Annotated in this window: 22 protein-coding genes; 12 read left to right on the top strand and 10 right to left on the bottom strand. The window is 73.3% G+C overall.

Annotation, left to right across the window (positions count from 1 at the left end; translation table 11 throughout):
* Nucleotides 1-144: 144 nt before the first annotated feature.
* The 5 genes from ACIA5A_RS17530 to ACIA5A_RS17550 all read left to right on the top strand — a co-directional run bounded on the left by ACIA5A_RS17530 (nucleotide 145) and on the right by ACIA5A_RS17550 (nucleotide 3,113).
* Nucleotides 145-552 (top strand): hypothetical protein, encoded by a 408-nt coding sequence (locus tag ACIA5A_RS17530; RefSeq protein WP_396762882.1) that lies wholly within the window; start codon nucleotides 145-147, stop codon nucleotides 550-552.
* A gap of 138 nt (nucleotides 553-690) precedes the next feature.
* Nucleotides 691-1,515 carry a hypothetical protein gene (locus ACIA5A_RS17535; protein ID WP_396762891.1) on the top strand — a complete coding sequence of 275 codons (825 nt, stop codon included), beginning with the start codon at nucleotides 691-693 and terminating at the stop codon, nucleotides 1,513-1,515.
* Nucleotides 1,516-1,555: 40 nt separating this feature from the next.
* Nucleotides 1,556-1,900 carry a hypothetical protein gene (locus ACIA5A_RS17540; RefSeq protein WP_396762897.1) on the top strand — a complete coding sequence of 115 codons (345 nt, stop codon included), beginning with the start codon at nucleotides 1,556-1,558 and terminating at the stop codon, nucleotides 1,898-1,900.
* Nucleotides 1,901-1,943: 43 nt separating this feature from the next.
* On the top strand, nucleotides 1,944-2,357 hold the full coding sequence (locus ACIA5A_RS17545; RefSeq protein WP_396762900.1) for a pyridoxamine 5'-phosphate oxidase family protein: 414 nt from the start codon (nucleotides 1,944-1,946) through the stop codon (nucleotides 2,355-2,357).
* 144 nt (nucleotides 2,358-2,501) lie between these two features.
* On the top strand, nucleotides 2,502-3,113 hold the full coding sequence (locus ACIA5A_RS17550; RefSeq protein WP_396762902.1) for a C39 family peptidase: 612 nt from the start codon (nucleotides 2,502-2,504) through the stop codon (nucleotides 3,111-3,113).
* A 58-nt stretch (nucleotides 3,114-3,171) separates the two neighbouring features.
* On the opposite strand, the gene ACIA5A_RS17555 is transcribed toward ACIA5A_RS17550, so the two are convergent.
* Nucleotides 3,172-3,354: an antitoxin gene (locus ACIA5A_RS17555; RefSeq protein WP_396762905.1), complete on the bottom strand. Its 183-nt coding sequence runs from the start codon at nucleotides 3,352-3,354 to the stop codon at nucleotides 3,172-3,174.
* 129 nt (nucleotides 3,355-3,483) lie between these two features.
* Here ACIA5A_RS17555 and ACIA5A_RS17560 point away from each other — a divergent pair, with 129 nt between their 5' ends.
* Nucleotides 3,484-4,713, top strand: a complete 1,230-nt coding sequence (locus tag ACIA5A_RS17560; protein ID WP_396762908.1) for an AI-2E family transporter — start codon at nucleotides 3,484-3,486, stop codon at nucleotides 4,711-4,713.
* Between the two features lie 11 nt (nucleotides 4,714-4,724).
* Here the strand turns inward: ACIA5A_RS17560 and ACIA5A_RS17565 are convergent, their stop codons facing one another.
* Nucleotides 4,725-5,423, bottom strand: coding sequence for a dienelactone hydrolase family protein (locus tag ACIA5A_RS17565; protein ID WP_396762910.1), 699 nt, complete (start codon nucleotides 5,421-5,423; stop codon nucleotides 4,725-4,727).
* Nucleotides 5,424-5,570: 147 nt separating this feature from the next.
* Here ACIA5A_RS17565 and ACIA5A_RS17570 point away from each other — a divergent pair, with 147 nt between their 5' ends.
* The 3 genes from ACIA5A_RS17570 to ACIA5A_RS17580 all read left to right on the top strand — a co-directional run bounded on the left by ACIA5A_RS17570 (nucleotide 5,571) and on the right by ACIA5A_RS17580 (nucleotide 6,524).
* Nucleotides 5,571-5,963 (top strand): MerR family transcriptional regulator, encoded by a 393-nt coding sequence (locus ACIA5A_RS17570; RefSeq protein ID WP_278108135.1) that lies wholly within the window; start codon nucleotides 5,571-5,573, stop codon nucleotides 5,961-5,963.
* Entirely contained in the window at nucleotides 5,933-6,280 is a 348-nt protein-coding gene (locus ACIA5A_RS17575; RefSeq protein ID WP_396762913.1) for a thioredoxin family protein, read from the top strand. Before ACIA5A_RS17570 ends, ACIA5A_RS17575 begins: the two co-directional genes overlap by 31 nt.
* Nucleotides 6,281-6,344: 64 nt before the next feature.
* Entirely contained in the window at nucleotides 6,345-6,524 is a 180-nt protein-coding gene (locus ACIA5A_RS17580) for a hypothetical protein (protein ID WP_091062591.1), read from the top strand.
* 48 nt (nucleotides 6,525-6,572) lie between these two features.
* Here ACIA5A_RS17580 and ACIA5A_RS17585 read toward each other — a convergent pair whose 3' ends face one another.
* From ACIA5A_RS17585 to ACIA5A_RS17595, 3 genes are read right to left on the bottom strand one after another with little or no spacing between them, the layout of a single operon-like run.
* Nucleotides 6,573-8,945 carry a glycoside hydrolase family 65 protein gene (locus ACIA5A_RS17585; RefSeq protein ID WP_396762916.1) on the bottom strand — a complete coding sequence of 791 codons (2,373 nt, stop codon included), beginning with the start codon at nucleotides 8,943-8,945 and terminating at the stop codon, nucleotides 6,573-6,575.
* Nucleotides 8,942-9,694, bottom strand: a complete 753-nt coding sequence (locus tag ACIA5A_RS17590; RefSeq protein WP_396762919.1) for a beta-phosphoglucomutase family hydrolase — start codon at nucleotides 9,692-9,694, stop codon at nucleotides 8,942-8,944. The genes ACIA5A_RS17585 and ACIA5A_RS17590 overlap by 4 nt, the downstream gene beginning before the upstream one ends.
* Nucleotides 9,695-9,741: 47 nt before the next feature.
* Nucleotides 9,742-10,209: a DUF4442 domain-containing protein gene (locus ACIA5A_RS17595; protein ID WP_396762921.1), complete on the bottom strand. Its 468-nt coding sequence runs from the start codon at nucleotides 10,207-10,209 to the stop codon at nucleotides 9,742-9,744.
* 82 nt (nucleotides 10,210-10,291) lie between these two features.
* On the opposite strand from ACIA5A_RS17595, the gene ACIA5A_RS17600 reads away from it, so the two are divergent.
* Both ACIA5A_RS17600 and ACIA5A_RS17605 read left to right on the top strand, forming a co-directional pair.
* Nucleotides 10,292-10,816 (top strand): hypothetical protein, encoded by a 525-nt coding sequence (locus tag ACIA5A_RS17600; protein ID WP_396762924.1) that lies wholly within the window; start codon nucleotides 10,292-10,294, stop codon nucleotides 10,814-10,816.
* Nucleotides 10,817-10,900: 84 nt separating this feature from the next.
* On the top strand, nucleotides 10,901-11,230 hold the full coding sequence (locus tag ACIA5A_RS17605) for a hypothetical protein (RefSeq protein ID WP_396762926.1): 330 nt from the start codon (nucleotides 10,901-10,903) through the stop codon (nucleotides 11,228-11,230).
* A 282-nt stretch (nucleotides 11,231-11,512) separates the two neighbouring features.
* Here ACIA5A_RS17605 and ACIA5A_RS17610 read toward each other — a convergent pair whose 3' ends face one another.
* Nucleotides 11,513-11,701 carry a DUF397 domain-containing protein gene (locus tag ACIA5A_RS17610; RefSeq protein ID WP_396762929.1) on the bottom strand — a complete coding sequence of 63 codons (189 nt, stop codon included), beginning with the start codon at nucleotides 11,699-11,701 and terminating at the stop codon, nucleotides 11,513-11,515.
* Entirely contained in the window at nucleotides 11,692-12,492 is an 801-nt protein-coding gene (locus ACIA5A_RS17615) for a Scr1 family TA system antitoxin-like transcriptional regulator (RefSeq protein ID WP_396762932.1), read from the bottom strand. Before ACIA5A_RS17615 ends, ACIA5A_RS17610 begins: the two co-directional genes overlap by 10 nt.
* Nucleotides 12,493-12,650: 158 nt before the next feature.
* Here ACIA5A_RS17615 and ACIA5A_RS17620 point away from each other — a divergent pair, with 158 nt between their 5' ends.
* A complete protein-coding gene (locus ACIA5A_RS17620) occupies nucleotides 12,651-12,983 on the top strand; it encodes a hypothetical protein (RefSeq protein ID WP_396762933.1) in 333 nt (110 codons plus the stop codon).
* A 47-nt stretch (nucleotides 12,984-13,030) separates the two neighbouring features.
* Here ACIA5A_RS17620 and ACIA5A_RS17625 read toward each other — a convergent pair whose 3' ends face one another.
* The 3 genes from ACIA5A_RS17625 to ACIA5A_RS17635 all read right to left on the bottom strand — a co-directional run bounded on the left by ACIA5A_RS17625 (nucleotide 13,031) and on the right by ACIA5A_RS17635 (nucleotide 18,557).
* On the bottom strand, nucleotides 13,031-14,353 hold the full coding sequence (locus ACIA5A_RS17625) for an ABC transporter ATP-binding protein (protein ID WP_396762936.1): 1,323 nt from the start codon (nucleotides 14,351-14,353) through the stop codon (nucleotides 13,031-13,033).
* Between the two features lie 156 nt (nucleotides 14,354-14,509).
* Nucleotides 14,510-16,693 (bottom strand): CDP-glycerol glycerophosphotransferase family protein, encoded by a 2,184-nt coding sequence (locus ACIA5A_RS17630; RefSeq protein ID WP_396762939.1) that lies wholly within the window; start codon nucleotides 16,691-16,693, stop codon nucleotides 14,510-14,512.
* Nucleotides 16,694-16,709: 16 nt separating this feature from the next.
* Entirely contained in the window at nucleotides 16,710-18,557 is a 1,848-nt protein-coding gene (locus ACIA5A_RS17635; protein WP_396763098.1) for a DUF5941 domain-containing protein, read from the bottom strand.
* Between the last annotated feature and the right edge of the window lie 46 nt (nucleotides 18,558-18,603).

Here is an 18,603-nt window from a genome sequence, read left to right on the forward strand (position 1 = left end):
TCGACAATCTCATCGCCGTCGATGCATCCGCCGACGTTGCCGGGAGCGAATACCTGGTCCGTCCACAACGATCCGTGGGGCGGCTCACGCAACCGGCAAGATCGTCAAGCTGCGGGATCGGCCGCTGACCGATAGGTTGATGTGGTGCTGCCCGTAGCGATCGCCTCGTCCACCTGGACGGCGATGCTGCGTCGGATCACCCGCACCGCCGTGGCCACCCTCGCGCTTGTCGCCGGCCTGCAGGGCCTGGCCGCACCGTCCGCCGACGCCTCCGTGGCGACGACGCGCCCCGCCGCGGCGGTCGCGACAGTCGACGTCGGCGCGGCGTCCCCGACGACCACCGGCGGCACGCACGCCTCGCCGGTCCGGGCGTTCTTCACCACCGGCTCGACCGCCGTCGCGCCGACCACGGCCCCCGCCGTCGCGCCGGTGACCGGCGGCCCGGCCGTCGCCGTCCCGACCGGTGACGTCGAGGCCGCGCCGGCCACCGTCCCGGCGGTCACCGACCCGACCCGGGCGGCCATCGCCCGACGCGGGCCGCCGCGCGCCTGACGGGCCACCTTTCCGGTACGCCCCGGCGCGACCTCCTGTCGCCGCCCCGCCGCGCATCCCGTCGCGCCCGCCGCGCACACCGCCCGCCGCCCGGGCCCCATCGTTGCTCGACACTCGTTCCACCGTGAGGTGCCGCAGATGCAGACCGTCTTCTCCACCGTCCTGCCGGACGTGCCCGCCGCCGCCGTGATCTGGCTGGCCCTGCTCGCCCTGGCGGCGATCGCGGTCGCCGCGCTGATCGTCCGCCCGACCCGGTTCCGTTCGGTGTTCGGCGAACGGATCAGCGAGGCCGCCCGGCCGAGCAGCATCGACCTGGCCGAGCAGTCGCGCGAGCAGGCCCGGGAGCGCCGCCGCTACGCGGACGAGGTCGCCGTGGCGGCGTCCCGGGCGACCGTGACCGCCGAGCGGAGCCGGACCGAGTGGCTCGCCGCCCAGGACGAGGCCGAGGAGGCGTGGCGCGTCTGCCAGGCGGCGGAGGAGGACGTCCGGCGGCTGGCGGCCGCCGCGGCGTTGCCGCTGCCCCGCACCGCCCGGACCCCGGCCGAGTACGCGGACCGGGAGCGCTGGCTGCACCGGGCGGCGCTGGACGCCCAGTGGCGCAAGGAGATCACCGTGCAGCAGCTCAGCGACATCCTCGGTGGGCGCGGCTGGGACCCGAGCCGGCACCCGGTGGAGCAGGAACTGCTGCTGCGCCGGCTGGTGCGGGACAATCTGCGCGCCCGCCAGCATGCCGCGTCGGAGCGGGAGCAGGCCGCGTGGCGGGCCGCCGAGACGGCCGCGGCGGCGGCGCGGAGCCTGCGCGAGGAGGCGTTCGCGGCGCTGCACCCGGTGGCCGAGCCGCAGGCGGCGCTCTCCATCGTGGGCTTCGCCGGCCCGGAGCACACCCGGGAGCTGCCGACCGGCGAGATCACCCGCGAGCTGGCGCCGGTGGCCCGCGGCCGGGCCGCCGTGGCGGCCTACTGATCGTCCGGCGGCGATGGCCGGGCTCGGCTAGCGTGGTGCCGTGTCCCGTGAATCCTGGTTGCTCGTCGGTCTCGCCGCCGTCGTCGCGGTGGCGACGCTGGTCGGGGCGGTGCTGCTCGCGATCCGTGTGGTCCGCACCCGGCGGATGCTCGGCGCGCTCGGCGCCGGCGGCAAGGTCGCGTTCTACGGCGCGCTGATCTACACGATCCTGCCGGTGGACCTGCTGCCCGACCCGATCTACCTGGACGACATGGGCGTGCTGGCCGGCGCCTTGTTCTACCTGGGTCGGCTGGCCGCCAAGCACCGGGCGGCGCAACGCCTCACCCGGGACACCCCGGCCACGTCCCTGCCCGCCGCCCCGCCGGGTGGCGCGCCCCGTCGATGACGGATCATCAGCGCGACAGCCGCACGGCGAGCGAGGAGACGGCATGCCCGGCGATCACCGGTTGGACCTGCGCGACGGGCGGGTGGCCCGCTTCTTCGCCGACCGGCACCTGGCCACGCTGACCACGGTGCGCGCCGACGGCACCCCGCACGTGGTGCCGGTCGGGGTGACCTTCGACCCGGAGGCGGGGCTGGCCCGTGTGATCACCTCGGGTGGGTCGGCGAAGGCCCGGCACGTGGCCGCCGCCGGGCCGGCGGGCACGCCTGTCGCGGTGTGCCAGGTCGACGGCCGCTGGTGGCTGACCGTGGAGGGCCTGGCGGTGGTGCGCCGCGACCCCGAGTCGGTGGCCGAGGCCGAGCGGTGGTACGCCGCCCGTTACCGCCCGCCGCGCCCGAACCCGGAGCGGGTGGTCCTGGAGATCGCGGTGAGTCGCCTGCTGGGCAATCTGCCCGACTGAGCCGTCTGTCCGGTTCCCTGGCGGTGGTGCCGCTCACCCCCGGAATGGGCCCACCAGCAGGGCGGTTGCACCCTGGAGCACGCCGAGCGCCAGTGAAGGTGCCGCGTCTCCGCACGGAGCGCCGACCCCCGAATGGAGCCCCGCATGAACCCGATCATCCGTAGGTGCCTGCTCTCCGTCGCCGGCCTGGCCGCCGCCGGCAGCACCGTCGCCGGGCCGGCCGTGGCCGCCCACGCCGCGCCGGTCAAGGGCAAGGGTGACCGCAGCGCCGACTACGAGTACCAGGCGCAGCCGAACTTCTTCTACTGCGGGCCGGCCTCGACCCGGATCGCGCTCTCGGCCGAGGGCAAGGACGTCAGCCAGGACGAGTTGGCCGCCAAGCTGGGCACCACCGAGAGCGGCACCGACTCGGCGATCGACGTCACCCGGGTGCTCAACGAGTACACCGGCGGCAAGTACAAGACCACCGAGATCCGCGACGAGGTGGCCACCCGTGCGCAGGTGGAGCGGCTGCGGGCGGACGTCCGCGCCGCCGTGGACGCCGACCGGCCGGTGGTGGCGAACATCCTGGGCGGCGCCCGGGACGTCGACGGGGTGGAGCACTACTACCCCGGCCACTACCTGACCGTGGTGCGCTACCAGGACGACGGCAACCGGGTGCTGATCGCCGACCCGGCCCGGCCGGACGAGCCGACGTACTGGATGAGCGTGACCGAGCTGGCCAACTGGATCGCCGGTCGCGGCTACAGTTCCTGACCCACCTAACCGGACGGGCCGGCCCCCACCGAGGGGCCGGCCCGTCGGCGTGCGGAGGTCAGCGGGCGGTGTCGCCCTCGCCGGTGCGTTGCTGCGCCATGTCGACGCCCTTGTCGATCTGGTTGTCGTACTTGCCGCCGGTGCGCTGGTCGGCCATGTCGCCGGCCTTGTCGAGACCCTTGTCGACCTGCTCGTCGTGCTTGTCCGCGAAGTCCTTGGCCTTGTCCATGAAGTCACCCATGTCGCATCTCCCTTCGGTACGTTGAAAGCCTTCCCTACGGCCGGGGGCGCAAACACCGGGCGGGCGATGACGGCCCGGGTGTCGGATTCCCCCGCGTCGGGTACCAACGGCCACGATCGAGGAGGCGACGTGGACGCTGGCAGGCCCGACCCGGCCCGAGACGACGCGGCGGGGCGCGATCCGGCGCGACCGGACGACGCACGGCCCACCGAGGCAGGGCCCGACGACGCGCGGCCCGGTGAGGCGCGGTCGGACGCCGCGTTGCCGGACGCGCGGACCGGCACGGTGGCGCATCCGGGGCCCCGGCAGACCTGGGCGGGGCTGCCCTGGCCGGTGCGTACGGCGGTCACCTGGAGCGCGTGCCTGCTGGTGGTGGCCGCCGGGCTGTGGCTGCTCGGGCAGGTGGCGGTGCTGTTGGCCCCGCTGGCCGTGGCGCTGGCCGGCACGCTGTTCCTCACCGCGCTGCTCGATCCGGTGCTGGTGCGGTTGCGCCGGCTCCGGGTGCCGGCCGCGCTCGCCGCGTTGCTCACCGTCCTGCTGCTGCTCGGGGTGCTTGTCGGTGCCGGGGTGCTGGTCTGGAATCTCACCGCGAGCCAGTTCGGTGAGTTGAGCCAGCAGCTCGACGAGGGCCTGCAACGCAGCCGCGAGTTCGTCACCTCCACCCTGCCGGTGACCGACCAGCAGCTCGACAAGCTGGTGGAGCAGATCCGCCAGGGGTTCAGCGGCAGCGCGCCCGACCCGGTGGCCGGCGCGCAGAAGGCCGCCGAGGTGGCCGGCGCGCTCCTGCTCGGCCTGGTGCTGCTCTTCTTCCTGCTCAAGGACGGCCGGTCGATGTGGCACTGGGTGCTGCGGCGGCTGACCGGGCCGCGTCGCGACGTGACCGCCGCGGCGGGCCGGGCGGGCTGGCGGACGCTCGGCGCGTACAGCCGGGGCACGATGATCATCGCGGCGATCGACGCCATCGGCATCGGGTTGGCGCTTGTCGTGCTGCGTGTTCCGCTGGCCCTGCCGCTCGCCCTGATCACGTTCCTCGGCGGGTTCGTGCCGATCATCGGCGCCACCGTCGCCGGGGCGGTGGCGGTGCTCGTCGCGCTGGCCGCCAACGGCCCCACCACCGCGCTGCTCACGCTGGCCGCGGTGATCGCCGTGCAGCAGATCGAGGGCAATCTCCTGGAGCCGCTGGTGATGCGCCGCCAGGTGCAGCTCCACCCGGCCGTCATCCTGGTCGTGGTCACCGCCGGCACGCTGGTGGCCGGCGTCGCCGGCGCGTTCGTCTCGGTGCCGATCGCGGCGGTGCTCTGGCGGGTGCTGGACACCGTGCAGCGACACCAGACCGCCTCCCCCGCCGAGGCCGCCTGAGCCGCCCGCGCTCAGGCGGGATGCGGCTGGCGCAGGTGGCTGACGAACCAGGCGCCGGCCTGGTCGGCCACCTGTTCCAGGGTGCCGGGCTCCTCGAACAGGTGGGTGGCGCCGGGCACGATCCGCAGGTCCGCCACCTCGCCCAGCGCGTCGGCGGCCTGCTGGTTCAGCGTGATCACCTGCTCGTCCAGGCCGCCGACGAGCAGCAGCGTCGGTGCGCGTACCGCCGTCAGTGAGCTGCCGGCCAGGTCCGGACGCCCGCCCCGGGACACCACCGCGCCCACCCGCTCGGGTCGGGTCGCGGCGGCGACAAGCGCGGCGGCCGCGCCGGTGCTGGCGCCGAAGAGGCCGACCGGCAACCGGCCCAGCTCCGGGTCGGCGGCCATCCAGTCGACGATGCCGGCGAGCCGCTCGGCAAGCATCGCGATGTCGAAGCGCAGCTCGGCGGTGACCTCGTCGCGCGCCTCCTCGTCGACGGTCAGCAGGTCGACGAGCACGGTGCCCAGTCCCCGCGCGCCGAGCGCGCGTGCCACGGCCACGTTTCGCGGGCTGTGCCGCGAGCTGCCGCTCCCGTGCGCGAACAACACCACCCCGACCGCCCCCGACGGCACGACCACGTCCCCGACCAGCCCGCCGTCCACCACCGGCACCGAAACCTCACGCACGCCCCTTACCTCCGCCGCCCGCATACCCACCACCCCCTCGATCATGAAGTTGACTGCCGGGAGAGCGCTCCCCCAGCAAGCCAACTTCATGATCGACGCAGAAAGGGGCGCAGGGAGGGCGCGGGGTTGCGTTGACGTCGGCGGCAAGGTTTAGCGTCGGGCGTGGGACAGGGACGGGGGCGGGAGGCGGGGATGCGGATCGGGGAGTTGGCGCGGCGGGCCGGCACGAGCACCCGGACACTGCGCTACTACGAGACCCACGGGCTGGTCCGGCCGGGTCGGTCCGCCAACGGCTACCGGGTCTACGACGAGGCGGAACTCCGCGTCGTGCACGAGATCCGCTCACTGCTGGCGATCGGCTTCGGGCTGGACGACATCCGCCCGTTCGTCGCCTGCCTGCGGGCCGGGCACGACTCCGGCGACGTCTGCCCCGACTCGGTGGCGGTGCTGCGGCGCAAGCTCGCCGAGGTGGACGACTACCTGGACCGCCTCGGCTCGGTCCGCCGCCGGCTGCACGACCAACTCGCCCGCGCGATCGCCCAACGGGAGGAAACATGCCTCAGGACACGCGGACCGGCACGCTGAGCCCGGTCACCGACGCCACGTTCGCGGCCGAGGTGCTGGCCGCCGGCCGGCCGGTCGTGGTCGACTTCTGGGCCGAGTGGTGCCCGCCCTGCCGGGTGGTGTCGAAGCACCTGACCGAGCTGGCCGAGGAGTTCGGCGACGCGATCCGCTTCGTCACGCTGAACACCGACGAGAACCCGGTGACCACCCGCGCCTACCAGGTCATGTCCGCGCCGACGCTGCTCGTGTTCAAGGGCGGCGCGGTGGTCGGCTCGACCGTCGGCTCGCGGCCCAAGAACCACCTGCGGCAGAGCTTCGCCGGCCACCTGGACGGTTGAGCCCCATCTCCGACGGGAACGCGCGGGGTGACCACGGACCCCGACCGATCGCGAGGTTCTGACGATGGCGAAGAAGGACAGGACGCGGGAGCAGGAACCGACCGACCAGAAACGGCGCGAACAGGAGTTGGAACGCTCGCCGGACTGGGCCGACCGCGCCGCGTCGGCGCGTACCCCCGAGGACCCCCGGGCGGTCGCGCCGCGCGACCCGGGCGGACGTCCGTCCAACGGACCCCAGTTCTGAGGTACGCGGACCGCGCGGTCCCGCCCGCCGGGGCGGGACCGCCCGGCCTCAGCCGGCGTGCTCCGGCAGGTGCATCAGCGGTGCCCGGCCCGGCGGCTGCTCCGGCTGCGGCCCGGACGGGTGGGCCTGCGGCACCGGCACGGTGACCGGCTGCGCGCAGGTGACCCGTAGTGGCTCGCCGTGGTGCAGCAGGTCCAGGACCGTGTCCGGCCCGCCGTTGCGCAGCGAGTACGTCGTCTGGTGCGGCCGGACGTCGACGCGCAACCGCATCGACCGCCACTGCAACGAGAACTCCAGGCGGCTGAGCCGGCTGGAGAGCCGGGGCGCGAAGGACAGCGTCCCGTCGTGGTCGCGCAGCCCGCCGAAGCCGGCGACCAGCGCGATCCACGCGCCGGCCAGCGACGCCATGTGCACACCGTCGCGGGTGTTCTCGTTGAGGTCGTGCAGGTCCATCAGCGCGGCCTCGCGCAGATAGCGGTGGGCCAGCTCGGGGAAGCCCACCTCGGCCGCGAGCACCGCCTGGGTGCAGGCGCTCAGCGACGAGTCGCGGACGGTACGCCGCTCGTAGTAGGTGAAGTTGCGCAGCTTCTCGGCGGCGCTGAACGCGTCCCCGCGCCAGTGCATGGCGAGCACCAGGTCGGCCTGCTTCACCACCTGCTTGCGATACAGGTCGAAGTACGGGTAGTGCAGCAGCAGCGGGTACTTCTCCGGCGGCGTGTGCTCGAAGTCCCACTCCTGCAACCGGGTGAAGCCCTCCACCTGCTCGTGCACGTCGATCTCGGAGTCGTACGGGACGTGCATGTCCTGTGCGGCGTCCCGCCAGGCGGCCGCCTCCTCCTCGGTGACGCCGAGGTCGAACGCCTGGTCGCGGTAGCGCATCGCGAGGTCGGCGGCGGTGAACAGGTTCCGCTGCGCCATCAGGTTGGTGTAGACGTTGTCGTTCTTCACCGCGGTGTATTCGTCGGGGCCGGTCACCCCGTCGATGTGGAACCGGCCGGCGCGGTCGTGGTGGCCGAGCGAGCGCCACAGCCGGGCGGTCTCGACGAGCAGTTCCAGCCCGATCTCCCGCTCCAGCGCCTCGTCGCCGGTGACCAGCACGTAGCGGCGCAGCGCGTCGGCGATGTCGGCGGCGATGTGGAACGCGGCGGTGCCGGCCGGCCAGTATGCCGACGACTCGGGTCCCTCGATGGTGCGCCACGGGAACGCGGCGCCCTCCAGGTTGAGGGTGCGGGCCCGTTCCTGCGCCTGGGCCAGGGTGTCGTAGCGCCACTGGAGGGCGTCCTTCACCGCGCCGGGCTGGGTGTAGGTGAGCACCGGCAGGACGAACATCTCGGTGTCCCAGAACGCGTGCCCGTCGTACCCGGGGCCGGTGAGGCCCTTGGCGGAGATGGGCCGCCGTTCCGCGCGGGCGCCGGCCTGGAGCACGTGGTAGAGGCCGAACCGGACCGCCTGCTGCACCTCCGGGTCGCCCTCGACGCGCACGTCTGCGGCGTCCCAGAAGGTGTCCAGGTATTCGCGTTGCGCGCGGCGCATGCCGTCCCAGCCGTCGAGGCGAGCGGAGGACAGCGCGGCGCCGACCTGGTCGCGCAGCGCCGGCAGCGACCGGCGGCTGGACCAGCCGTACGTCAGGTACTTGACCACCCGCAGCTTCTCGCCGGGCTTGAGCACGCAGCCGATGGTGGTGCGGACCCAGTCCTGGTAGCCCTCGGACTCGATGGTGGTGCGTTCCGGGCCGTGCACGTCGTGGCCCATCGCGGCGGCGACCCGCAGGCCGCTGACCTTGGTGCGGTGGATGAGCAGGCCGCCGTCGTCGGTGGTCAGCTCCTCCTCGGCGAGCAGCGGCGATTCGAGGACGGCGGCGACGCGGGGGTCGCGGCTCTGCGGCGGCAGCGACTCGTTCGCCACCAGCTCGGACTGGAGGATCAGCCGAATGGGTCCGTCGACCGCCTCCACCTCGTAGTTGATCATCGCGACCGAGCGGTGGGTGAACGACACCAGCCGGGTGCTGCGGACCTTGACCTCGCGGCCGGCCGGGGACCGCCAGTGCACCTCCCGCTGGAGCGTGCCGGCGCGCAGGTCGAGGACCCGCTCGTGGTCGATCAGCTCGCCGTAGCGGACGTCGAGCGGTTCGTCGTCGACGAGCAGCCGGATCAGCTTGCCGTTGGTGACGTTGACGATGGTCTGCCCGGACTCGGGGAAACCGAAGCCGGCCTCCGCGTACGGCAGCGGGCGCAGCTCGTAGAACGAGTTCAGGTAGGTGCCGGGCAGGCCGTGCGGCTCACCCTCGTCGAGGTTGCCGCGCAGCCCGATGTGGCCGTTGGACAGCGCGAAGACCGACTCGGACTGGGCCAGCACGTCCATGTCGAGTCGCACCTCGCGGACGTGCCACGGCTCGACCGGATAGGACCGTTCCCGGATCATGCGGCCGGCTCCGTGGTCAGCAGGTCGTCCAGGTCGGTGACCACCACGTCGGCGCCGTGCGCGCGCAGCTCGTCGGCCTGGCCGACCCGGTCGACGCCGATCACGTAGCCGAAGCCGCCGGCCTTCCCGGCGGCCACCCCGGCGAGCGCGTCCTCGAAGACGGCGGCGTTCGCCGGTTCGACGCCGAGCATCCGGGCGCCCTCCAGGAACGTGTCCGGGTGCGGCTTGCCCTGCAACCCGCGCTTGCGGGCGACCACGCCGTCGACGCGGGCCTCCAGCCAGCGGTCCAGCCCGGCGGCGTGCACCACGGCCTCGCAGTTGGCGCTTGCCGACACCACCGCCCGGCGCAGCCCGGCCCGGGTGGCGGCCTCCAGGTAGCGCACCGAGCCGTCGTAGACCTCGACCCCGTCGTGTTCGATCCGTTGGAGCAGGACGACGTTCTTGCGGTTGCCGACGCCGTTGACGGTGTCCGCGTCCGGCGGGTCGTCGGGGGTGCCCTCGGGCAGCGTGATGCCGCGCGAGGCGAGGAACGAGCGCACCCCGTCGGCGCGTGGTTTTCCGTCCACGTACCGGTTGTAGTCCGGTCCGGGGTCGAACGGGCGGAACGGCTCGCCGGTCTCGGTCGACCGGCGTCGCAGGAACGCGTCGAACGTCTCCGCCCAGGCCGCGTTGTGCACCTTGGCGGTCTGCGTGAGCACGCCGTCCAGATCGAAGAGACACGCGGTCACGTGCGCGGGTAGGCCCAGCATTGCCTGAATCTATCCAGGCGGGTCACCGGGCAAACCCGATTCGGGTCTCAGCGGTTCGGGCGCAGCGTCCAGGTGACGGTGAGTGTCGAGGTGACGGTGCCGTCCTCGGTGCCGATCTCCACCTCGACCGGGAACTCGGGCCGCTGCCCGGCGTCCAGCTCGGCCAGCACGTCGGCCGGCGGGCGGCCGAGCCGGGCGGTGGCCAGCACCGGCCCCATCGCCACCCTGCGGTAGCCGATGGTCGCGGTCACGGCCAGCGGTACGGCCCGGTCGAGCACCTGCCCGAACGCGGCCAGCACCACCGCGCCGGAGGCGGTCTCGCCCAACGTGAACATGGCGCCGGCGTGCGGCCCGCCCACGTGGTTGTGGTGCGCCGGGTCGTCGGGGAGCCGGACCACGGCCCGGACGCCGCCGGCGGCTTCCGGCGCGACCTCCACGACGTCGATTCCGAGGGTACGGGCGAACGGCACCGCTTCGAGGAGACCGGCCGCCACCTGCCGAGAGTCGATGGACATGCCCGAACGCTACTCGCCGGTAACTTCCGGGGCAAGCGGCCGGGCGTTTCGCCGGCCCTCGCCTCCGGGTAGCGGACGGCTCATGAACCGCAATCTCGTCACCGGTCTGCGGGTGGCGTGGGAGTCGCCGGAGTTCCGTGACGGGCTGCGACACCTCATCGACCTCGACGAGATAACGGTGCTCCTGGCCACGCTGGCCGACCCGGATCACGAACGCGAGGTCGAACGCAGCCTGCTGGACCTGCTGCGGTCCGGCCTGGACACGGTCGAGATCCGGGAGGCCGTGTTGCTGCTGCTGGAGCGGGACGCGGTACGCCGGCCACTCGTCGCGGCGGCGGTGGAACCACTCGCGGACCGCCCGGGCCGGGCCGCCGCGATCACCTCGGCGACCGAGGACCCGGAGGTACGCCGTGAAGTGCGGGCCGCGCTCGACAGCGCCGACGTGCGCGGGTTGATCTGGCGGGCGGTCGACGACCAGATGAGCGAGAACCGGTTCGGCATGATCCGTCGTGGGGTGGTGCTGTTCGTGCGGCATCCGAGCGCCCGGCGTCTCGCCTGGGCGCTGCGCCGGCACGGCGTGCTGCGTGAGCTGCGCCGCGGCGCGTGACCCGGGCCGAGGCCGGAGGCGCCGGCACCAGGCCGTTGCGTGGCCGTGTCACAGCGGAGATCTCCGATCCCTACGCTCCGGTTGATGCGATCCCGTACGGCCAGGGCGGCGACGGTGCTGGTCACCGTGCTGTCGGCACTGCTCGTCCTCTTCGCCTGCGCCGGTTTCCTGCCGTTCGCGGCGCCGACGGCGCCCTGCCCGAACGAGTCGGCCGATCACTTCCAACAGGCGAGGATCCTCACCTTCTGGCTGCTCGTGGCGATGCTTCTGGCGGCGGTGCTGTCCCTCGCCCTCGCCCTGACAGGTGGATCGGGCCGGTCCCGGAACCCCTGGCCGTGGCTCGCAGCCTCCGTGCTGGCGATGGCGGTGAGCGCGAGCCTGATCATGCCCGTCGACCGGGTGGGCTCCTGCTGACGTCCGTGACACCTGCCGGCGAAGGGACCACTTTTCGGCGTTATACCTCCCGGTCATAATCATGCCTCTGAGGTATACCGCGGAAAACTGAGGCCCTCTGGCGGCGCGACACGCCATTGATCGTGGCTCCAGGGCCCAGCTCCGCCGACGACGGCCCGGTGAACGCATGACCCGGCCGGTCATGCGTGCGTAGAGCGAGGACGCGAGTTGCCGCCTTGGCGGTCGCGCTCACTCCTGGCGTCGGGCGGGGCTGGCATGGCCGAGCGACGGCTCGACCGGTGGTCAGGAGCGCTTGGTGTGCGCGACGAACGCCGCCCAGCTCGCCGGCGTGAACGTCAGCGCCGGCCCCTGCCGGTCCTTGCTGTCGCGGACCCCGACCACGCCGGGCAGGTTGTCCGCCACCTCGACGCAGTCGCCGGAGTTGCCGCTGCTGCGGGTGCTCTTGCGCCAGGTCGCGCCGGTCAGCTCCATCGTTTCGCCGCCTCCGAGATCGCCGCCAGGGTCGCCCCGTGCGGCATCGCCTCCGCGCGGACGGACTCCCAGGTCTGCCGCAGCGAGTTTACGTCCGCTGTCCGCTCCACGATGGAGCCGTGCAACTGGTTGTCGAGATAGCCCACGTCGTCACCGTCTGCCGGGGTGGCGAGCACGAACGCGCCGTTGAGCCCCGGATAGGCACCCACCGTTTCCGGCACTAGATGCAGGTGCACCCGAGGCCGCCGGCCCACCTCGATCAGGTGCGCCAACTGCTCCCGCATCACCTTCGGTCCGCCGACCGGACGGGTCAGCACCGAGTGGTCGAGCACCGCCACGAACTGCGGCGGTGCGGGCCGGTCCAGCACCGCCTGCCGGGCGAGCCGGGCACCCACCTGCTGTTCCAGCGCCTCACCGACGAGCGGGCTCGCGCCCTCGTGCAGCGCGCGGACGTACTCCTCGGTCTGCAAGAGGCCGGGGACCACCAGCGGCTGGTAGCTGCGGAGCGCGGCTGCCTCCTGCTCGATGGCCACCCACTCGCGGAACCACGGCATCAGCGCCTCCTGCACCAGCGCGTCGCGGATGCGGACCAGCAGGCCGCCGCCGTCGAGCACCTCGTCGCAGCGCTCGGTGAACTCGGCGCGCGGCGCGCGGCGGCACTGCTCGACGGCCGCCACCAGCGAGGCCGAATAGCTCACCCGCTCGGCAAGCGCCTCCTGGGTCAGCCCCGCCTCGGTGCGGAGTCGCCGCAGCTCACCGGCGAAGAGTTCCCACAACGGCACACGGATCATCTGCACACCTCTGCACACGGCTGCACACGGACGTCGGCCGGTCGGACGGCCCGGACGGTGGGGGCGGAACGCCTTCCGACCCTAGCCACGCCGTGACGACACTGTCACGCAACGAAGCCGAATTCGTCCGTAACCCGCCAAGGACAGGAGCACCCGTGATGAGCCAACCGCCGGACGGACCGACGGCGGACCGCCCACGGCCGTACCCGCTGCACGCCGCGCCGCACACGCCGCTGCGTCCGATGTGGTGCTGCCGGGCGTGCGGCCAGCCGTGGCCCTGCTCGACCGCCCGCCTCCTGCTCCGCACCGAGTACGAGGACAACCCGGTCAGCCTGTCCATCTACCTGTGCGGGCTGCTCTACGAGGCGACGCGCGACCTCTATCGGCTGAACCCGGCCGGCGCGCCCTCCCCCACCGACATGTTCACCCGCTTCGTCGCGTGGGGGCCGTACCGCCGGCCACCTGTCGCGTCACCGCCCGACGAGCGTTAACAGGGGCCCCCTCCTATGCGGAATGCGTTAACAGGGGGCCCCGCCTTTCATCTCCAGCCGACGTCGATGCGGTCGCCGCGCTCGTCGAAGAAGTGCAGCGCGTCCATTCGCACCTGCACCGCGAGCGGGTGCCCGGACGCCACCTGCGGATAGGGCGCCAGTCGCACCGCCAGCTCGGCCGGGCGGCGGTGGTGCCGGCCCGGGTCGGGCAGCACGCTGGTGCGGTTGCCGCCGCCACCGTTACCGTTCGACGACGGCGCGGCGGCCGCCTCGGGCGAGCCGGAGCGGCCGGTGAGCCGCTGCACCACCTGGCCGAAGCGGCGCAGGCTGCGCTGGCCGGGGGCGGTCCGCTCGACCGGGGTGCCCATCTCGTCGACCACGATCGCGGTGGCGCCGATGTCGAGGAAGGCCAGCGACTCGTGGCCGTGGTGCTCCAGGTAGCGGATCCGGCCGTGCAGCACGTCGCCGGCGGTGTCCGGAGCGACCGGGGTGAGCGCCTCGGCGCGCAGCCCGACCACGATCCGCTCGCCGTGGTAGTGCGCCACCGCGCGGCTGCGGATGTCGTCCCAGGGCAGGTAGAGCGCCTGCTCGCCGAGGTTCAGCGCGACGTAGCGGTCGAGGTGGACGTAGACCGACGCCTCCAGCAGGTTCATCCGGGGGCTGCCCAGGAACGCGGCGACGTAGAGCGTGGCCGGCCGCCCGTACACCTGGGTGGGGGTGCCTACGTCCTGGAGCACGCCCTTGCGCATGATGGCCACCCGGTCGGCCATGGTCAGCGCCTCGGCCTGGTCGTGGGTGACGTAGATGGTGGTGACGCCCAGCTCCCGGGTGAGCGCGGAGATCTCCGCCCGCAGCTCGGCGCGCAGCCCGCTGTCCAGGTTGGAGAGCGGCTCGTCCATCAGGAACAGGCCGGGCCGGCGGACTATCGCCCGCCCCATGGCGACCCGCTGCCGCTGGCCGCCGGAGAGCTGGCTCGGCTTGCGCGCCAGCACGTCGCCGATGCCGAGCGCGCCGGCCACGTCCTGGATGCGCTCGCCGCGCGGCCCGGGCTCGATGCCGGAGAGTCGCAGCGGGAACCCGATGTTGTCGCCGACGGTCATGTGCGGATAGAGCGCGAAGTCCTGGAAGACCATGGCGATCTTCCGGTCCCTCGGCGGCAGGTCGTTGGCCAGCTCACCGCCGAGCATGACCGCGCCGGAGGTCGGATCCTCCAGCCCGGCCACCATCCGCAGCACGGTCGACTTGCCGCACCCCGAGGGGCCCAGCAGGACCATGAACTCGCCGTCGTTGACGTCCAGATTGATGGTGTCGACCGCGATCGTTCCGTCCTGGAACACCTTGGTGACATCCTTGAGCGCGACGGTGGTCACCGTCACCTCCCCAGTCGCTCGCCCGAACCCGGGAATGACTGTGACCAGGATCATTCGATTCGCACATCGGGTAAACGTGCCATGTTCGGCTCGTGACAGTCCTATTAAGCGGTATTCGCCGGGCTCCACGGTTAAGTGACCAACCAGTAACCACTTTTAGGGGTTTTCGCCGAGGAACACCCGGCGCACCACCCGCTCGGCGGCGTACCCGTCGTCCAGCGCGCAGAAGCGGGCCCGGAACGCGGCACGCGCCCGCCCGGCCGCCTCGTCGTCCACCGCACCGGAGCGGAACAGGTCGAGCAGGCCGGGGAAGTCCACCGCCACCGCCCCCGGCGGCTCCGCCAACAGGTCGAGGTAGACGCCCCGGGCCACCCGATAGGCGTCCCAGTCCGGCGCGTAGACGACGATCGGCCGGTCCAGCACCCCGTAGTCGAACATCGCCGAGGAATAGTCGGTGACCAGCACGTCCGCGGCGAGATAGAGGTCCTCCACCCGGTCGTACGCGCTGACGTCCAACACGCCGCCGGCCGCCGGCCCGCGTGGCCGGCGGTCCCGGTCGTGGAAGTAGTGGCTGCGCATCAGCAACCGCCCGGCCGGGCCCAACGCGGCGCGCATCCGGTCCGGGTCGAACGGGGGTCGCCAGCCGGGCAGGTGCTCCCGGTGCGTCGGCGCGTAGAGCACCACGTACTCGTCGGGCCCGATGCCCAGCGCGGCGCGGACCTGGCGGCCCTCGTCGGCGGTGGCCCGGGCCAGCCGGTCGTTACGCGGATAGCCGACCTCCAGCGTGGTGTGGTCGGCCGGGTACGCCCGCTCCCACATCTGGGTGGAGAAGCTGTTCGAGGTGATGCTGTAGTCCCAGCGGTCCACCCGGCGCAGCAGCGCGGCGAAGTTCATCCCCATCGCGCCCACCGGGTAGCGCTGCTGGTCCAGCCCCATCACCTTCACCGGCGTGCCGTGGTGGGTCTGCACGTGCACCGAGCCGGGGCGCTTGCGCACGAAGTCCGGGAAGTTCACGTTGTTGACCAGCCAGTGCGCGCGGGCCAGCACCCGGTGGTACTCGCGGGTACCGGCGACGACGTACTCCACGCCCGGCGGCAGCGTGGCCACCCGGTCGCGGCGGACGATCCAGACGCCGCGCACCTGCGGGGCGAGCCGGCGGGCGGCCTCGTAGATCGCGGCCGGGTTGCAGGAGTAGCCCCGGTACCAGTAGGCCGCGTAGACCGCCAGCGTCGGGTCGATCGGGCGGTGCAGCTCGGCCCGGTAGTACTCGTGCAGCAGGGTGTCCCGGGCCCGCCGGGCGGTCCGCCGCACCGCCGGCGCCGCCCGCCGCCGGACCCGCCCGGCCGTCCCCCGCGCGGCGTCCCGCACCTGGTGGACCTCGCGCAACGCGCTGAACGTCCGCCACCGGCCGGCCGCCACCAGCCGGTGCTTCACCCCCTCCGCGCCGGGCGGGACCGGGTAGCCGCCGGGCGGCAGGAAGTGCACGTAGTCGGCGTGCATCTGGGCGAAGAACGGCGCCCGCAGCTCCGGCGCGATCCGCTCGCCGTTGCCGAGCACGGTCAGGTAGTGCCAGATCATCCGCTCGAAGACCGCCGGTCGCAGCCCGTCCGCGCCCCACCGGTCCATCAGCCGGAACACCCGGTGCCACTGGGCGAAGACCTCGAAGTGCCTGTCGCCCCGGGTCCGGGTGATCGCCCCGGTGCGGCGCTGCCGGTAGTTGAGGCACACCCGGTCCAGCACGCCGATCCGGTCGGCCGCCATCAGCGCCGGATAGCTGAACGAGACGTCCTCGTACCAGCCCGGCGCGAAGCGGAGCCCGTGCTCGGCCAGGAACTCCCGGCGGATCACCCGGTTCCAGGCGGTGTGCAGCAGCTTCAGCGTCTCCGGCCGGTCCCGCAGCGCGAACGTCTCCGGGCCGGGTGGGCGGGGGAACACGTCGCGCATGGCGCTGCGGGTGCCGACGTTGTTCCAGTGCGCCCGGACGTGGTCCACGATCAGCACGTCCGGGCGGGTGTCCCGGAGCCGGTCCGCGACGTGCGGCAGGCAGCCGGGCACCAGCCAGTCGTCGCCGTCGACGAACCACACGTACTCGCCGACGGCCCGGTCCAGCCCGATGTTGCGGGCCGGACCGAGCCCGACGTTCTCGGCGAGCCGGACCGGGCGGACCCGGCTGTCGCGCGCCGCGTACTCGGCCAGGATCTCGCCGCTGTCGTCCGGCGAGGCGTCGTCCACCCCGATCACCTCGACGTCGCCGAACGGCTGGTCGAGGATCGAGTCGAGGCATTCCCGCAGGTAACCCTGCACCCGGTAGGCCGGCACGACGAAGCTGATCAGCGTCATCCCGGCCCGCCCTCCGTCAGCCCGGCGAGGTGGCACCCCCACGGGCGCGGGCCGGCAGGACCACCCAGGCGAGGATCACGCTCGCGACGAAAACCACAAAAAGGTACGCACCGAGTGTAGCCAGAGTGATACTCACAATTCCGGCGACCAGCCCGATTGCCAGCAGCAGGGAACGCCCCTCCCAGCCCAGCGTGGCGGCGTGCAGCGGCGGGGCCGCCTGCCGCTTCTCCAGCCGCGCGGTCAGGTCGTAGTGGTGCAGCGTCAGCACCAGCACGTAGGCGAAGATCAGCCAGGCCGGCGCCCGCCCGGCCACCCCGACCGCGATGGCGAACAGATACTCGGCGGCCCGCAACGCGGCCGGCACCAGCCAGTCCAGCGCCCCCGCGTGCGGCGCCCGGGAACCCTGCGCCGCGCCCAGCAGCAGCACCATCGCGACGATCACGCCCCAGCCGGGCAGCTCACGCCCGCCGTGCACGGCTAACAGCGCCCAGACCAGCAGCCCCGCCGCCGCGAGCGCGCCCACCAGCGCCGTCACCAGCGGCCGGCGGGTCGTCGGCAGCGTCCCGGTCAGCAGGCCGTCGTCGCGGTGCAGGCCGGCGTCGACAGTGGTCAGCACCGGCACCCGCATCCAGCGGGCCCGCAGCGTCCGCAACGCCCCGGTGTACGCGAACGCCAACGTGCCCCAGACCAGCACCGCGCAGAGCGCCACCAGCGGCCCGAACAGCGCGGCGGCCACCGCGATCAACGCCCACCGCTCGCCGATCGGGAACACCACGGTCCGCTTCAGCCAGTACGACACCGAGCCGGTGTCCGCCTGCACCCGCGTCGAGGCGGCGTTCAGCCTGCCGCCCAGCCCGCCCGCGTCGCCGGTGACCACCTTCGGCCGGCGCGCGGCCTCGTCGTGCAGCGCGCCGTACCAGGTGTCGGTCATGTGCCGCACGGTCTGCAACGTCATCGCGGCCAACGCCAGCGCCCACCCGTAGCGGAACCCGGCGTGCGTCGCCCCGAAGCCGAGCCCGGCGTAGACGACGTACTCCTTGAACCGGTCCGCCATCGTGTCCAGCCAGCCGCCCCAGGCGCTGAAGTGCCTGGTGTAGCGGGCCACCTGCCCGTCCACGCAGTCGAGCACGAAACCCAGGTAGAGCAGCACCGCGCCGGCCACCAGCGCGGGCCGGCCGCCGACGCCGAACAGCACCGCCGCCGCCACCGCGAACAGCACCGAGAACAGCGTCACCCCGCTCGGGCCCAACCCGATCCGGGCGGCGGCCTTCGCGACGTGCGGGGACCAGGTGCTGACGAAGAACGTGGTGAAGAAGTCGTCCCGCTCCTTCACCGACAGCCGCAGCTCGGCCCGGTCCTCGTCGACCGCCGCCACCGCCGCCTCGGCGGCGGCCCGCCCGGCCGCGTCACCGACCCGGTGCGCCACCAGCAGGCGTACCCGATGGGCGAAGATCAGCGGCCCCCGGGCGGCGAGTTCGGCGACCAGCCGGTCCACCGCGCCGAGCTGCCCCTCGGCCGCTGCCGCGCGGGCGGCGTCGGCGAGGGCCGGCAGGTCGGCCGCGCCGACCCGCAGCGCGCCGCCGAACACGCCTGTCGCGTCCGCGTCGTCGCCGACCGCGACCACCTGGCCGCGCTCCTCCCGCACCGTCGCCTGCCCGGCGGCCGGCGGATCGGTGAGCACCAGCGCCACCGTCGGCCCCACCGGGCTGGTCGCGAGATGCCGGAGTACGGCCGTGTGCGCCACCAGGTCGACGCCGCTGACCAGCACCGGGCCGGTCGCGCCGGCCACCAGGTCGGCCAGCTCGGCCAGGTCGGCGGCGACGCGCACGTCGTCCGCCCCGGCCCGGCGCCACTGCGCGGCCAGGCGTTCGGTGGGCGATTCCCCGTCGGGTCGACCCGGAGCCGGCTCG

The sequence above is a fragment of the Micromonospora sp. NPDC051300 genome (assembly GCF_044455315.1).
In the GTDB taxonomy this organism is placed as follows: domain Bacteria; phylum Actinomycetota; class Actinomycetes; order Mycobacteriales; family Micromonosporaceae; genus Micromonospora; species Micromonospora robiginosa.

Excerpts from the sequence above, each read along its gene's own strand:
- ACIA5A_RS17620 (WP_396762933.1), top strand. The coding sequence starts at position 12,651 with ATGAGCCAACCGCCGGACGGACCGACGGCGGACCGCCCACGGCCGTAC.
- ACIA5A_RS17630 (WP_396762939.1), bottom strand. The coding sequence starts at position 16,693 with ATGACGCTGATCAGCTTCGTCGTGCCGGCCTACCGGGTGCAGGGTTAC.
- ACIA5A_RS17555 (WP_396762905.1), bottom strand. The coding sequence starts at position 3,354 with ATGGGTGACTTCATGGACAAGGCCAAGGACTTCGCGGACAAGCACGAC.
- ACIA5A_RS17580 (WP_091062591.1), top strand. The coding sequence starts at position 6,345 with ATGGCGAAGAAGGACAGGACGCGGGAGCAGGAACCGACCGACCAGAAA.
- ACIA5A_RS17575 (WP_396762913.1), top strand. The coding sequence starts at position 5,933 with ATGCCTCAGGACACGCGGACCGGCACGCTGAGCCCGGTCACCGACGCC.
- ACIA5A_RS17545 (WP_396762900.1), top strand. The coding sequence starts at position 1,944 with ATGCCCGGCGATCACCGGTTGGACCTGCGCGACGGGCGGGTGGCCCGC.
- ACIA5A_RS17585 (WP_396762916.1), bottom strand. The coding sequence starts at position 8,945 with ATGATCCGGGAACGGTCCTATCCGGTCGAGCCGTGGCACGTCCGCGAG.
- ACIA5A_RS17565 (WP_396762910.1), bottom strand. The coding sequence starts at position 5,423 with ATGATCGAGGGGGTGGTGGGTATGCGGGCGGCGGAGGTAAGGGGCGTG.
- ACIA5A_RS17615 (WP_396762932.1), bottom strand. The coding sequence starts at position 12,492 with ATGATCCGTGTGCCGTTGTGGGAACTCTTCGCCGGTGAGCTGCGGCGA.
- ACIA5A_RS17550 (WP_396762902.1), top strand. The coding sequence starts at position 2,502 with ATGAACCCGATCATCCGTAGGTGCCTGCTCTCCGTCGCCGGCCTGGCC.
- ACIA5A_RS17610 (WP_396762929.1), bottom strand. The coding sequence starts at position 11,701 with ATGGAGCTGACCGGCGCGACCTGGCGCAAGAGCACCCGCAGCAGCGGC.
- ACIA5A_RS17590 (WP_396762919.1), bottom strand. The coding sequence starts at position 9,694 with ATGCTGGGCCTACCCGCGCACGTGACCGCGTGTCTCTTCGATCTGGAC.
- ACIA5A_RS17570 (WP_278108135.1), top strand. The coding sequence starts at position 5,571 with ATGCGGATCGGGGAGTTGGCGCGGCGGGCCGGCACGAGCACCCGGACA.
- ACIA5A_RS17535 (WP_396762891.1), top strand. The coding sequence starts at position 691 with ATGCAGACCGTCTTCTCCACCGTCCTGCCGGACGTGCCCGCCGCCGCC.
- ACIA5A_RS17605 (WP_396762926.1), top strand. The coding sequence starts at position 10,901 with ATGCGATCCCGTACGGCCAGGGCGGCGACGGTGCTGGTCACCGTGCTG.
- ACIA5A_RS17600 (WP_396762924.1), top strand. The coding sequence starts at position 10,292 with ATGAACCGCAATCTCGTCACCGGTCTGCGGGTGGCGTGGGAGTCGCCG.
- ACIA5A_RS17595 (WP_396762921.1), bottom strand. The coding sequence starts at position 10,209 with ATGTCCATCGACTCTCGGCAGGTGGCGGCCGGTCTCCTCGAAGCGGTG.